The 14,418-nt window shown below is 55.0% G+C and carries 7 protein-coding genes; 1 reads left to right on the top strand and 6 read right to left on the bottom strand.

The genetic code is table 11. The features are described 5' to 3' along the window. The first annotated feature begins 294 nt into the window (after nucleotides 1-294). Nucleotides 295-849, top strand: coding sequence for a hypothetical protein (locus VFO10_RS21530; RefSeq protein ID WP_325144042.1), 555 nt, complete (start codon nucleotides 295-297; stop codon nucleotides 847-849). A 47-nt stretch (nucleotides 850-896) separates the two neighbouring features. Here the strand turns inward: VFO10_RS21530 and VFO10_RS21525 are convergent, their stop codons facing one another. From VFO10_RS21525 to VFO10_RS21500, 6 genes are read right to left on the bottom strand one after another with little or no spacing between them, the layout of a single operon-like run. Further along, nucleotides 897-2,774 (bottom strand): hypothetical protein, encoded by a 1,878-nt coding sequence (locus tag VFO10_RS21525; protein WP_325144041.1) that lies wholly within the window; start codon nucleotides 2,772-2,774, stop codon nucleotides 897-899. Then, nucleotides 2,771-4,375, bottom strand: a complete 1,605-nt coding sequence (locus VFO10_RS21520) for a hypothetical protein (protein ID WP_325144040.1) — start codon at nucleotides 4,373-4,375, stop codon at nucleotides 2,771-2,773. The genes VFO10_RS21525 and VFO10_RS21520 overlap by 4 nt, the downstream gene beginning before the upstream one ends. 12 nt (nucleotides 4,376-4,387) lie before the next feature. After that, on the bottom strand, nucleotides 4,388-8,647 hold the full coding sequence (locus VFO10_RS21515; RefSeq protein ID WP_325144039.1) for a hypothetical protein: 4,260 nt from the start codon (nucleotides 8,645-8,647) through the stop codon (nucleotides 4,388-4,390). Between the two features lie 31 nt (nucleotides 8,648-8,678). After that, nucleotides 8,679-9,512: a hypothetical protein gene (locus tag VFO10_RS21510; RefSeq protein WP_325144038.1), complete on the bottom strand. Its 834-nt coding sequence runs from the start codon at nucleotides 9,510-9,512 to the stop codon at nucleotides 8,679-8,681. Continuing rightward, nucleotides 9,509-11,773, bottom strand: a complete 2,265-nt coding sequence (locus VFO10_RS21505) for a hypothetical protein (RefSeq protein WP_325144037.1) — start codon at nucleotides 11,771-11,773, stop codon at nucleotides 9,509-9,511. Before VFO10_RS21505 ends, VFO10_RS21510 begins: the two co-directional genes overlap by 4 nt. Beyond that, on the bottom strand, nucleotides 11,770-14,070 hold the full coding sequence (locus VFO10_RS21500; protein WP_325144036.1) for a poly-gamma-glutamate biosynthesis protein PgsC/CapC: 2,301 nt from the start codon (nucleotides 14,068-14,070) through the stop codon (nucleotides 11,770-11,772). Before VFO10_RS21500 ends, VFO10_RS21505 begins: the two co-directional genes overlap by 4 nt. Between the last annotated feature and the right edge of the window lie 348 nt (nucleotides 14,071-14,418).

The raw sequence follows: 14,418 nt of genomic DNA, 5'->3' as shown, positions 1-14,418 counted from the left end.
AAATGTGTTGGTATTCATCGACGAATGGGCGGCGATCTTGAGGCCAAAGGCCAGAATCACACGCATTTAGGGCCGGCATTTTCCGCCTGGTTATCTTACCCCGCAATCTTCACGCAAAATTTTCCAAAGGCTTGGTCAAAAATATTTCATCAAAAGAGATGTCGCTCAAATCCTCCATGGCAGCAAATTTTGTTTTTATTTTTTCAAGCTCAAATCCTCTTTTTTTATGAACTGCGTTATGCAAATGTAACTTTGAAACGTTTCACGCTCACACAATCATAAAAAGGAAAACTCATGAAAAAAGCATCTGTGATGACTGGGTTCCTGGCTCTCGCTTTGACCGCTGCCTGTGGCTCGCAATCATCGAAAGATCAGGATGCGGCCAAGGACGCGAACGTCAGTGCAGCTCCCGCTCCCCAGGCTATCTTCGCCAGCCCTGCTCAGCAGGAAGAAGCCGCTCAGGAAGATAACATGATGGACTGCAAGAAGCTGACATCAACCTCGCTGATTTGCTCGTATAATCCCGCCACACAACTGATCTCTGAAGAAAGTGGTTCGCCCACTCTCGTCACCGTGAAGTACACCCTGAAGTGTGATACCACCCAGGACGAATCTCTGTCGAACATCGCGATCCGCACCGATACTCAAGTGCGCCGTCTGCAAACCAATGTCGTCGATCGTGAAGTCACGATACTGAGCCGTGAAGGCGCCGTCGTCGAACTCGCCAAGGTCGTGAAGAACGATGAAGTGGAAAAGCTTGAGGGCGCTTCGAGCTGCTGGTACTTCGACGCCAAAGTCGTCAAGACCGAGCTGATTTCGAGCATCCCTGACGCTGGCTCCTCTCTCTAAAAAAACAGGCATTCCTAACGAGGAGGCCTGGATTTCGGGCCTCCTTTTCAATTCCCCTGCGCCTGCCGAATCGCTGCCGTGGCTTCCGCAGCCGAACAGCGTCCACGCGCCAGATTCCGATACACAGCCTTGATCCGCCGTGACCGCAGCATCTCGTGATTCGGCCTGACCAGATGCCTGATCTTCTGCCGGGCCGTTGATGCCAAACGCAGCTGAGAATTTTTACCGGCGCTTTCCTGGGGCATGAGCACCTTCTGCTGATCCGCGGCAGGGCTCGAAGCCGTCTGCTCCTCCTGCAGCAACGCGGCGCAAAGTGGATTATCGAGCATCTTCATGCGACTTGCGAAATCACGCAATTCGGCAGAAGACGCGCCTGTGAGCCGACGCTGCTTTTCCAGCTGGACCATCTGCTCCCAAAGCTCCAGCCACAAAAGGCCGATGCCTTTGATGTTCTGCATGCCATGCATCTGATTGTCAAAACCGTGAGGCGTGGCCTCGACGATCAGATTCAAAAGCGTGACGGCATCGGTGTGAGACGGAACTGTGACCAGCTTTTTGCGAAAGCTCTGCCGCAGGAAGTTCCGAATCTTGTCACCCAGGGCCGCTGTATACGAAGAATTCACCAGCTCCTCGCGCAGGCTCTGCCATTCGAGAAAACTCTGCGTGATCGCATTCGTGGCGGGAAGACCCATGACGCGTTTATCAAGGATGGCCTGAGTTTCCGGAATGCGAAGGCGTCGTCCATATTCCATCAGAGTCTGATGAGCGGCTTCACGCGTGGAAAGATCCAGCTCTTTCATCTGGCTGCTCACTGCGTCTTCGAAGAAACTTTCAAATCCTTCAATGTTGGTGCCCACAACAAACATCTGATCCAGATCAAGATCCTGAACCAAAACCTGGGCGAAGACCTGGCTTCGGGTCACCCGATCCTCGCGATTATTCACAAGAGCCGTCAGCCAGACTTTGGGCGCGTCGGCCAGAGTCAACTTATCCAGGCCAAGCCTTTGCCAGTTGCTCACACAGCCGAATTTTTCGTTGGCCGAAAAACCGTTGGAAAATTCCAGGGTGCGTCCCCGCAGACTGACTCGCGGATAGACCCGCAAAACGCCGATGTCCGGTTTGATGCGATCAGCCATCTCTTTCAGGGCATAATCCTGAGACACGCCGAGTTTGCGAGCAAGGGCCAGGATCAGAGCGATATTATGCGGATGCTCATTATAGGGAAAACGTTTCAGCACCTCGTCGGTGATCGAAAACATATCAAAGGCGTTGGGCCGACCGATGGCTGTTCCTTTTTCCCGGGACCGTTTTTCCAAAAGGGGATACATCAGCTGCTCGCTGGTCAGCAGCTGCCCCTTTTGGGGAATGAAGCTGGCTATGGATTCCGCGACATCCATGCCCGATGGACCCTGAATATCTTCGTGGTCGGGATAAGTGTTGGTGATCGTGGCAATATCATCCTGCATCCAATCATCCTGCATCAGCCGCACGTACTCAGGATTCAGTCCCATGCATTCCCAAAGAAAAACATCCACTTTGGCCTCGGCGGCGATATGCAGAACATCGAGCTGCTCCCAGATCGTGGCCTTGTCATAGGGCCTATGCAGCGGAATTTCCTCCAAAGGTCCGAAGCGTCTTCCATAAAGAAGGACAGGCTCACAGCCCGTGGTTTTACAGAGCAACGAGCGCCCCATCGCATTGAAAAGAGCTGCTTTCAAACGCTCCGTCCCGGACTTGCCGCGTGAACCCCAGCCGCCGATCACAAGCGGAATAGCACCTCGATCGCGGCGGCCCTGCCGATGCCGGCGGCCATGCAGATAAAGAAAAAGTCCGGCCAGAAGGCAGCAAAAAACCAAAAGCTCGGCAATGGAATTCGCGTAGCGATTGGCGATAAAACTCTGCAGCTCCAGGAGTTTTTCCATCATGATTCCCGTCCGAAAAATTTCATGATCGTACTGTCGTTATCATCCGCGTGCGCCGGCACGAACCTGGTCGAAAAACCGAGTTCATGAAGGCGCTTGATATAGGCTGCAGGATCCGCTCCATGACGGGCGGTCCAGTTTCTCAGGCGGCTCACGCGTTCATAACCAAAAACCAGAAGGAGCCAGGCCTTCGCGCGCTGCATCCAGGAGCCGGGTCGCTCGACAGTCGTCACGCCATCGGCCGTCAATATCCTGAGGACCGGAAAGCGGAAGATCATCCGATAAACATCGCAGAGCAAAGGCAGCCAGGGACGCCAGCCCCCTGCTTCCGGGATATAAAGCGGTTCGCCGGGAACCGTGGTGGCCACAAGCTCACAGGTCAGGCTTGATGGAATCCGTATCTCACCCTGAAGATGCCGACTCTTCCAATGAGCCGCTCCCTGCCTTTTGTTGCCGGATGGTGTTTTGAGTTCATGGATAAAACGCCAGACGCTCAAGGAGAAGCCATAGGCCGGCCTGATTTCCATCTCTCCAGTTTTTTCCCTGATTTCATAGCCCAAACCAAAATAGGCCAGAACAGTGAGCACGGGCCCGATGTCCTGCAGCGATGCACTATGAGTCCAAACAAACGTCTCGGAATTTTTTTCAGCCGCCAGAGCCTTGGCGAGTTTGACAAACAAAGCCCGCTGCTCGGTATGATCCAGGATCTGAAGACAGCGCCGGGTCAGGGATGAGTGCCGGAGCAAAACGTCCTGCTCATCCCTGCGCACGATCTCCAGGACATGAGCAAGGCTTTCCCGCCGAGCTTCAGCCAGACCCTGCCCCTCATGAAGAACTGTCATAAGATGCTCATTGAGTCGCATCAGAAAAGCGCTGCGAGCCTCGATGCTGAACTGCCCGTAAAAGCGCTGAAATGCCTGCTCCACGCGCTTGATCTGACCCGTTTCACAGCCAAAAAGCAGCTCCGCAAAGCAATAGAGAAGCGCGGGCTGCACCTGAGGATCGGTTTCGCCTTCCTCGCAGCGTTCCAGAAGCAGCATGGATTCCTGATGAAGGGTCAAAAGTTCCAGAGCACGGATGCGGACATAAGCTGAGGTATCGAAGATAAGCCTCTGGAACTGAGGTCTGAGAAACTCGAAAAACCCATGATCATGCTTTGCATGCTCCATCAGGTTTGCTCTCAGAAAAAATCCATCCTCGCGCGCATGACTCATCTCAAGCAGGGCAGCCAGCTGCGCTGCGGCTTGCATCGGTCTTTCCAAACGCCAGCAGATCAAAAGAGCGGCGACCTGTTCCCAGATATTCGCCCGGGCATCCCCCAGGATCGCCCGAATGTGATCCCTCAGGGCATCCCTCGGCAAAAGATCGGTGTTGCGGGAAAACAGTTCCGCGCAAAGGAGCAGGGCTTTCTGCCGAAGTATGCTTTCCTGCGTTCCATCCAGCACAGAAAGCGCCAGGGACAAGGCCTTCTTTTTTTCATCAGGCCCCAGGCTGGCCTTGGACCGCATGGCCTCGATCTCATCATTCCACTGATCCAGCTCAAGAGCGGACCGAGGCGGATGTCGCTCGCCGATTCTTATGACCTGTGCGCTGCCAGATGCCACGGTATTTCCTTCCTATTGAACATGCCGTTTAAATATTTCGCCGCGACCCTGATCACTGAAGGGAAAATTCCGAAGACTGGCGGCATCAGGATTCAGCTCCTTGCCCAGCGGAGTTTCGATTGTCAGACTGAAAACAGTGCGCGGAGAATCCGACTCCAGCCCCACCTGAATTCGCGTCAGTATCGGCCATTGCAGGGCGTCATAATTCAAAGCCACAAGGCTGAAGCGAGGGCTATAACGCAGAAGATAATCCGCGCGGCGTTCATCACGAAAATAATAGCGGGCTTCGTAACCAAGGCCTGTTGAAATCACAGGAGTCCACGCTCGCAGCCAGGACGCCACCACCGAAGCCTGATCCCAAACCTTGTCCTGATCCGCACCGGGCGGATTGGTCGTGGCGGCAAGATTCAAACGAAAGCTATCCGAGAGTCCCGATTTTTGTTCAAGAGACTGACTGATCCCAAGCGTTCGACGATGATCGGATTTCCACTGACTGGCCACTTCCTGCGGCAGATCAGGATGAATGCGACGGCGATTCGCCTCCCATGCATTCAGCCGCAAACCGGACTGAGCATCCAGACTGCCCCAGGCCGTCTTATAGAAAACGCCGAGGCTCCCGCCGCCCCCTTGCAGGGATTCACCAGCATTATCAGCAAAGAACGCATGACCCTCGATTTCATAACTCAGCGCGCGTGAGGGCGAAAGTTTATCCCAGCCGAGAGTGAGCTGACCCAAAGGCAGAGCTCCTGGAAATACGGAAACCCGGCCGAAGGTTTGACTGTCCTCCCGTCTTTGACTCAGAGTCAGAGCAAGCTTGGGATGCCAGACATCGTCACAGAAGCCTGGCTTGTCGTTGTCCTCTTCACGGCAGTTACTGCGCGTTCCCAGAGCCAAAGACAAGGCCGGGGCATCACTCACGCTATAGACGGGCCGCGTGGCCTCGGGCATGGCAAAGTCAGGGGACACAGGCTCATCCACAAGGCTCGCGAGACGAATGAAACGCTCACGCCGGGGCCTTTTATCGTCATCAGCCGTCAGGGTATAAAAGCGATAGGCGGCATCCCCTTCGGGCACTGTGAAGCTTTCCCCCTTCTTCACGGCGCGGTATTGAATGTCCACGCGCTTATTTTTCAGTCGATGAATTCGATACAGTCCTGCCGTTTTTAAAACCAGCGGCTGAGCAGGTGTCGGCACAGCCCAGTATTTGACTTTTTTCAACTGAAGCTGAGTCCAGCCCGCACCCGTCGGTGCTGCCAACTTCATGGCCAGATAACGGGGTCCACCTTTCTCCTTGAATCGAAGGCCAATCCGATGCACACCGGCCGTCAGTTCCAAAGGATGCGTACTGTCCTTTTTGTGAAGCGTGAGACTTTGCCAGGGCCCCTCGTCCACCTTCATCTCGATATCCTGCGGCAGACGCCCGGATTCATCCAGGGCCAGAAAGCGGATCTGCATGCGAAGCGACGCATTCTGAGAAAGTTCCAGTTCCGTGACATCCTCTTCCTCGGATCCCACTATGGTGATCACATCAGCATCCATCCGGGGCAAAAGCGCCTTCTGCGCTGCCATCACCGGATGATCGGGGGCATAGGCGGTGAACTCCTCGCGCATGAGCTGGGCCGCCTGCACCTCGGTGGGCAGCGGCATCCAACGCATCCCGTTTTCCAGAATCCTGAGTCTTTGCACATGAGGCCATGTCAAAGGTTTTGCTTTGCGCAGATCGGCAATCAGAGCCGCACGCAAAGTCATGGCCTCGTTCATGCGTCGCGACTCCTCCCACTGGCCTATGCGGGAAAAAGCGGCAAGGTAATCATCATCCTTCGGATCCTCGGGGAAGACATGAACCAGTTCATCACGATCATGCGTGATCATGGAATTCGGAACACGCTTCATACGAAGATAAAGCAGCTCGCCGCGACCCGTAATTTTAACCGGCGCACCTTTTTTGATCTGAATCAGAAAGCGGGCAGGGTAGGAAAGCTCGGCCTTTTCCTCGTCGATCCATTCATTGCTTGTCCCCTCCAAAAGAAGCGGAACCATCCGCGAAGTCTGCGCACGCGCGACCTGCACCCAATGAAGAGGCGAGGTATCCTCGTGGCTCGCCCGGGCCCTCCATTCCAATTCGAATGTTTCCCATTCCGGGGAATCTGACTCCAGCTGAATCCGCTGCTTATCTTCGAGCGTAAAGGCCTGGCGCTTCTCCGCGGCAACGCGGTCGAGCAGGAAGACCGATTTGGCAAAACGCTGGACACGAGGCAGGGAATCTGATTGCAAGAGGATATCAGCATGCGGAAGACTGGACTGAAGGTCCTGCAACAGGGGTTGGCCCGCTTTGGACGTCCGCGCATACTCAGCGGCCAGCATCAGGGCTTCAGCCGGATATCCCGCCTTATTCAGAGCGTCGATGTAATCGGCAGGAATTGTATCACTCGGCGTTTTCTTATACTGCCAGCCAAGGATCACGGCGAGGCTTCGATAATCCTGCATGCCGCGCAGGGTTTCCCGGAGGCAGTAAAAGGCCTCTTTCGCAAGAGTTCCCTGACCATTGATGCTGCCCAGGCAGATATTGCGAAGCGCATGAAAGCTGCCTTCTGCAATCATCGCGCGCCTGGCCTGATGCAGGGCCGCGGCATCCAGCTTCATCGGGGTTGTGGTCAGATTCTTCAGATACTCCGACTGCCTTTGAAGGCTTTGCCGCATAGGCATCAGCCTCAACTGATCCTCCAGGCTTAAGCTGTCGCTCTTGCCCTCCATGACAAAAGCCAGCAAACCCTTCTTGGGATCACGCAGCTGCTGCATCAACGCCGCCTGATCGACCCCGGCTTCTTTCTCCAGCAAAATTTCCAGTCCCAGCCGCGGAAAACTTGGCCCTTGCGCTCTGCGCGTGATCGCAATCGTTCGGGTTTTGGCCGGGACGGAAACAGTCACGGCGGCGAGCTGGGCACCATCACCTGAAATGCTTTCCATGCGAGCATCCTGGCGTTTGATGATCTTTCCATTGGGATCCATGAAGACCATTTGAAAGTCGAGGTCCTGAAATTTCTGTTGTTCCGGCACCACGATACGGGCCAGAGTCTCGCGCCCTTCACTGGGATTGGTGAACGACAGGGTTCGGCGTTCCTCGGCGCTTTGCACGCAAAGACAATCCGCCTGCTGTGCTTCAGGAATCAGGGCTGCATTCAAACGCGCATCGGGATGATCGCGGCGGAAGGCGGCACGGATGCGATTCACAGATTCACTGCTCTTCAGATCCTCGGGATAAAGAGCCCTAAAATAAAGCGCATTCCCCATGAGCTGTCGCTGCAGCGCCTGAAACAGGCGGTAATCAGTCGTTTCTCGTGGAATCCTGGCCAGCTGCAGGAACGTTTCCAGTGGCTTCGTCTTCGATTTCGCCCAGGCCGCAAAAAGCTGCGGATGATTTCTGTCATCCACAAGAGGGGTGTCACGTTCCAGGGGAAGACTCTGCACATTCAAAAGACAGTTGCTCGCGAGTTTGAGTTCAGCGGCTTCGGACAGCACAAGATAGAAAACCGATGGGGAGCCGACGCCTATATTTTTACCCGCCATCCGTCCGCTTTCGTAAGGCGAGGGAGCCGATGCATTCTGAACAAAGTGCTCACCCGCGTCTGTCTGATAGCGAACAACACAGAGTGACTTCTGATCGTCTTTCAAAAGAGGCAGAGCCATCCGGCTCTGAATTTTCACCAGCGCAGGGCTCCGCAATACCAGCGAGGCATCACGCGTCACGCGATAAAAGGTATCCTCCCGACCATCCTGCCTTGTCACCCGCACATCATCACCGGCAAGGCTCTGGGCCCGCATCTCGTCTTCCAGGCGTGCCCCGACTTCCTCGGAACGAAGAGCATGGAGCGAGACATCAAGTTGTTCGCGCGCCACGATCTCGATCCATCGGTCGCGATCAGCCGCGGGAATCCTGACCACGCCGGACACCGGAGCCGGATTGTCCATCGTGATAGCCAAGGGTCCACTGCGCTCGGCCCAACGCCAGGCCTGATCGTTCCCGGAAAGACCCTCCATCCGCAATTCATCCTGAGCTTTCTGCAGAATGACAACACGACCTTTTACGGGCAAGTGGTAGCGTTCGCCGTGACGCTCCGCACCGTCCATAAGTCGAACATCGTGAGCATCCAGATTCATTTTTCTCTGAACCAGCGGCACGTCTGCATTTTCAGCAAGCGACAAAGGAAAAAAAGGCCAGGCCTCGGCCTGGAGCGAGCCGCTTGAACTTCCCATAAGGGCAGCGCTGAACAAAGCCTGTGTCCAGAGCGCAGGCTGCCACCATCTAATTTCTGGTTTCATCATATTGTTTTTTGACTGCCCTAATAATGCCATCGAGGAAATCACGTTCTTTGCGATCATTCTGCAGCTGTTCCCGGAATGCCAGGGACGTTTCGATGTGAAGGAAATGTCCGCGGCCTATACGTTTTATCAGTCCGCCCTGGGCATTGCGCGTCGCTCCCAATTCCCGGGTCGTGACGCCATAGACCAGGATGCTGGGATCCTTATCCAGTTGCAGCGAAGCCAGCGCCGCACGCAAAGCGCGACTGTCCTGCCCTGTGCTGAGTATCATCCGGGCCTGCTGCTCCGGGCCGTTTTTTCGTTTGGCGGATTCAAAGCCATGCAGCTGCACGATCAAGGCATGGGGATCGTTGGTCACGATCGCTTCCGTGAATTCCTGAAAGGGCGAGACCGACTCATGCGCGAAGTCGAAGGAGCGGCGGTGCATCGTATTGATGCCGCAGCTGTCATAACTCTGCTCCTGACACATGAGCTCCGCAATCTCCTTGGTTTTCAGATCACTGTCACCATGCGGAGCCTGCAGATTGATGCCGTTTCTCTGGCTGCTTTGACTGATAAAGTAAGTGCCAAGCCGCGAGGCGGGTGGACCCACGATCTTGAGTTCACGCGCATCACTTTCATAGCGATAGCCTTCAGTCTGAGCGAAAGCATGAACCGAACGCGGCAGCGTCCTGTTTTTCAGGACATCCAGAAATAATCCCCGATAGGAACCAGGAGCCGTATCGTCAGGCTTCGGAATCACGGTGCATCCTTTGCATCCAGCCAAAAGCAGAAGAAAAGAAAAAGCCGCGCCCCCGCGCATCATGAAGCTCTTCATTCAGGAGCCTCGTTCATCGGCGCTCGATCCGAAGCCGACGTCAGACGAATGCCGAAGTTGGGCAGCTGCGAGGAGACAGCCAGGAACGCTCCCTTCATTCCAGACGTGGTGACGTTCACCTGGTACTCGCCCGACGGAAGATCCGATCGCAAGGGAAGCGGAAAGGTCACCAGCTCAGCTTTCCTGCCATCGGCCAGGACGGAATCGGCGACCAAAGTCCGAGGCATGATCGTATAGACCCGCTGCCGATGCGTGAACTCACGGGAAAGTGAAGGAGGCACGGCACCCGAACGAGTTTCGACATTCACCTGCACCTGAGCCGTGGCCGTCGGTGCTTCGGTCAGAAGAAGCTCAATACTCACTGTCTGCTGGGGACTGGTTTTTTGAATCAGAAAGGAACCTCGATTCTGACTATAGTAAAAACGTTTCGCATAAACGGTGCTCATACTCTGTGCAAGACGAATGCCACCCACAAAAATTTCCGCACCCTCCGCCACGAGTTGAAGTCGCGAGCCCGGAGCAAAACGTGAGGCATCGAGTTGACCCATCTGAGTGCTCCGATCCAGTCGACCTTCCCAGAGTGTATGTCCGTTGACACGCAGAGCGGCATGCGATCCCGGCGCTGCGACGAGCATCATCGGCAGGATGGGTCCGCGTTCCAAAAAGGCTTCGATGCCGAGGCCCGGCTGCAGCTGAACATAATGCGCCGATCTTTTGCGACCTTCCCAGGTCATCTCTTCAAGCCGCGTCGGAGTGAAGGCAAAAGAACCGGGACTGAGATCGCGCGTGGGAAAGAAAACTCGCTGCGCTGCGACAAGGCCAACGTCAGGATTCCAGGCATAGGATGCGACCATATCCTGGGGCACTGATTCTTCCGGCGTGATGGGAATCCAAAATTCCCTCTCCTGATCGGCGCGTATCATTCCATGAGCCTGAAGCTCGGAATAAAGGGGAGTGGAGGCGCGTCCCAGCGTCATATTCACAAGAATGGAAGGACTCGCCTGGATCAGCAGACGCCCACCGCCGTGGCCCGCTGCCACATGAAAGGTATTCAACCGACTCAGAACTTCCGCTTCGCTCGCGGAACGATCGAAAGGAGAACGCCGCATATCCAGCGTCAATCTCTCGCGCTGACGCAGAGTGCCGTCTGGCATCACGATCTTCAGCTCCAGGACAGCCGGCTGCTGCTCTCCCTTCTGCCCATGGACAGCCCAAACGTGCAGGCGCAGAGGAAGGAATTCCTGCGTCTGAAACGGATCCAGATTCACCGAAAGCGTTTGCCCGGAAGGCAGGCGATAAGCGCTATACTGCTGCACCGCGTCAGCCAGATGGAATTTCTGCTGCTCCGTCAAAGAATATTCAACATCCAAGGCCAGGGGCTGAGGCGCAGAAAAAATCAGTCGACCGCGCGGAAAGGGAAAGCTTGTATCCGGTGATGCGCTGTGGGCCGTTTTATAGCAGCGGCCATCCAGAGGCTCGGCCATCGGCTGCCAGCACACCGTATAATCGTTTCGATCGCCCAAAGGAAGGGCTCGCACACGAACCAGCCCATCCCGCTGATAGACCGGAACCACGATGCGGGCCTCGGGACCGATTACGGCGTAGCTGGGAAATCGCGGGGTCGGCGTTGCTGCTGCCCCATCCTGATAGATGACCTGGTCCCGATAGTCCTGCTCGGCTTGACCCATTGGTGCCAGCGTGCTCAGGGCCGCGAGCTGTTTCACATCCTCCTCCTGCCCGGCATAGGCGGTATCGAGCAGAGCGGATTTTTCATGTGGAGAAAGGCGCAGACCATGGAGCCTCGCGCGGTATTCACTCTGGGGGGCGCGCATGGTCACAGCAAAAAACAAATCGCGGGCTTTCGCCTGCGAATCCCTGCGGATGGTCAGATACTGAGGCGCCTTCGGACCTGATTTCAGATCGATCAGCACCCGCGAACCCGGACAGCGCAGCGTGCGTTGCTGTCCGCCTTCATGAACACGATCACAATGTACAAGGCCCTGCACTCTTTGCCGCGCGATCGGCTGCTGATCCGCGCCGAGCGTCACATATTCAAAGGCATAGGGATAGGCCTGGGCCTTGGCCCGGCTGTCTGCGTCCGGCAGCAGTGTCGGCTGAATGATGAGGTTAAGGCCTCCAGAAGGTATCTTAAAGGTCATGGCGCCCTTGTCACCCGGAGTGAAGAGTCTTTGATGCGTAACGATCTCGGATTTGCAGGAGACGCCCAGCAGAACCAGCAAGGCCGCAAGATGTCGCTTCATAGTGCGCTCGTCCTTTTGCTCAGAGCAAGGCCGCTGGAATTATCCGTGCCGAAGGGAAATCCAGTCAGGAGGGCGACATGAGTCGTCTGCTGCCGTTGGACGAGCAGGTAATAGTTGCGTTCCACCTTCATGAGGTCGAAGTGCAGCAAAGGATCCTGGGCCTCGGCATTCAGCAGTTTAAACGGATTATTATCGACCAGGTAGGAGCGGATATCCTGAAGCGCCTCTTTGGATAAGCTATCCGACAGCAGCGTCGACTGCGGTACAGCTTCGCCCTGAACCAGGGGGCGATTCATCAAAGGCCAACGCGCTTCCCATTCCGCAGGGGCCAAAAGGGGAACCATGCGCCTTTGCACCCAGGCCGGAATCTGGACTGTATAAAGCTGCTTGCGCAGAAGACTGAGAGTCGATTCAAATACCAGAGTCGGCGCCACATCGGATCCGTTGACAGTCTGCATTCCATACTGCTCCAGATCATGAACCCATTTCTGCAAAACCATCCCCTCATCCGAGGCGACGCTCGGATTCATCAGAAGCTGCTGTCGCTTTTGATCGACAGGTGCTGCCGTAAGTTCCACGATGCGCATACCGGGAAAACTGGCTTCATCGAGCTGACTCAGGACAGCGGTCAGAAAGTTGATGCGGTTCGCAGCATGAGTAAGAGCCGCGGCTCCATCAAAACGCGTGCGGGGATGAACCGTCGGGGCCAGCAGAAACGCAAGATTCTGATGCTCAAGACTCCAAAGACCAAATTCCAAAGTATTCCTGTCGCGGAAAGGATCGCCGACGGCAAGACCCACGGCCTGGTCGGGCTTGATCGTGACGATCATAAGACCAAGGTTACGTCCTGCCACGCGATCTCTTAGCAGCACTTTGGGTTTTTGCACTTTATCGCCGGGAATGATTTCGAGGGAAAAACCCAGGCGTTTCGCCGCCGATGCCAGAGGACGAAGTTCGGCCTGAAGCTGCGAACTCAAACCGGGCCTTTGCTCGGACAGCAGAACATTTTTTTGATTGGCGATTTGCAGAAGAGGTTTGACCAGCTCGCGCATCAGCTGATCCAGAAAATTTTTCCCGGGCGGCGTATAGGCTTCGGAATAAGCCTCGGCAAAGAGTCCTGCCTGCATGGCTTCGGCCATCGCGCTGCCAAGATCCTTATCTGAATGAATAACGAGAGCCTGACGACTGTCACCGGAATCATACGCTTTCGTTTCCATGCTCACCGCCTGAACGGGAGTCGCGAGAAAGAGAGAGCCGACTCCGCTCAAAACGGTGGAACACAAAAGCCCGACCACAAGACCCAGTATGGAAGCCTGAGTCAGGGTGGACGCAAGGTTGGAGGCTTGATTTTTCAGGCGACAGATCTTGATCGCGAAGAGGCTCGACATGATATAGCCAAGGCCCAGGAAGTCCTCGGATCGACCGGATGCCATGATCTGGGGAATCAGGCTTCCCAGAAGGATCTTATAGATAAAGCTGAGCGTAAAGAAAAAGGCGAGACTGTAAGCCCCGGTCAGGGCCCGTGCCCGGATTGGAGGCCAGAGCATCAGGAGTTTGGCCAGGATCACGAGCACCATGGTTTCAAAGATCGTGCTGACAAGGCGCGCGGGATCAAAGAGCGAGAGCGCGATCAAACCCGGAAACATAATGCCCGAGAAGTCCCAACCAAAATGGAGATTCAGCCGTGACGCCAGGAAAATGGTGGTCAGGAGGATGATATAGCTCTGGGGCGAATCGGGGAGATACTGCGTGGTCAGATCCATCTGCTGCGCGAGGTTTGCCAAACTGAAATTACTGAGCGGTACGAAAATGAAACTGAACAGCATAAAGGTCAAGCCAACCGCAGCGCCAAGTCCCACCAAACCTCTTGTCAAACCCGGTTTCCAAAGCTGATTGGCAATCAAAGGCACAAGGATCAAACCAAACGCCGTCGCCCGGATCTCAAGACCAGGAATCCATGGGAGCAGACCACCTTCGATAAAGATGCGAACAAAGATGCTGCAGAGCACCAGCGCGAAGAAGCGGTCGCGACCGAAAAAGCTCGATCCCATCGAGAGTTTCGGCAGCATGCGGCAGAGCGCACGGGTTATGCCCCAGGTAATGATGGCTTCAACCAGGACAAGCGCGCCCGATGCGGGATAGATAAGGATCAAGGGCACCAGAAAGCCGGGAACAATCAAGCCCGAGAGAGCGACTCCCCATGACAGGTTCAGCCAGCAAAGAACACAGATTCCAATCCAGATTATGGGTGTAAGCGTGTAAACAGCCGACGGATCCAAGAAGAGTGGAGTACTCATAGAGATTAAACGACCCTCTCGAATGGAATTTTTTTATCGAAGCTTCCGTTCCGAAGAAATTTCGCTCGACTCGCTTCTTATAAGGTTCTCTGCTTTGAGTTATCAATGACATTTTTCATGAAGACTCTTTCAGAACAAAAGAACGCCTTCAAAAACACGCCTTGAAATCGCTGTCTTTCACCCCCGCAAAACCATGCTGTTCAGTGCTTTTATCGAAGATGATTCGTCTGTCATCGCAAGGCAAACACCGCTTTAAAAATTTTCGAGTCCACACCTGTTTCGATTTCTGTTCTGTCGCCGTTTACATGCGACTCTTTCCGATTAAAATTCTTTGCGAACAACATGGAA

The organism is Oligoflexus sp., from assembly GCF_035712445.1.
Classification (GTDB): Bacteria; Bdellovibrionota_B; Oligoflexia; order Oligoflexales; family Oligoflexaceae; genus Oligoflexus.
This window is presented reverse-complemented; position numbering and strand designations above follow the sequence as displayed.

Bases quoted from the DNA above. Each gene is read 5' to 3' on its own strand.
- VFO10_RS21530 (WP_325144042.1), top strand. From the start codon at position 295: ATGAAAAAAGCATCTGTGATGACTGGGTTCCTGGCTCTCGCTTTGACC.
- VFO10_RS21525 (WP_325144041.1), bottom strand. From the start codon at position 2,774: ATGATGGAAAAACTCCTGGAGCTGCAGAGTTTTATCGCCAATCGCTAC.
- VFO10_RS21510 (WP_325144038.1), bottom strand. From the start codon at position 9,512: ATGAAGAGCTTCATGATGCGCGGGGGCGCGGCTTTTTCTTTTCTTCTG.
- VFO10_RS21505 (WP_325144037.1), bottom strand. From the start codon at position 11,773: ATGAAGCGACATCTTGCGGCCTTGCTGGTTCTGCTGGGCGTCTCCTGC.
- VFO10_RS21500 (WP_325144036.1), bottom strand. From the start codon at position 14,070: ATGAGTACTCCACTCTTCTTGGATCCGTCGGCTGTTTACACGCTTACA.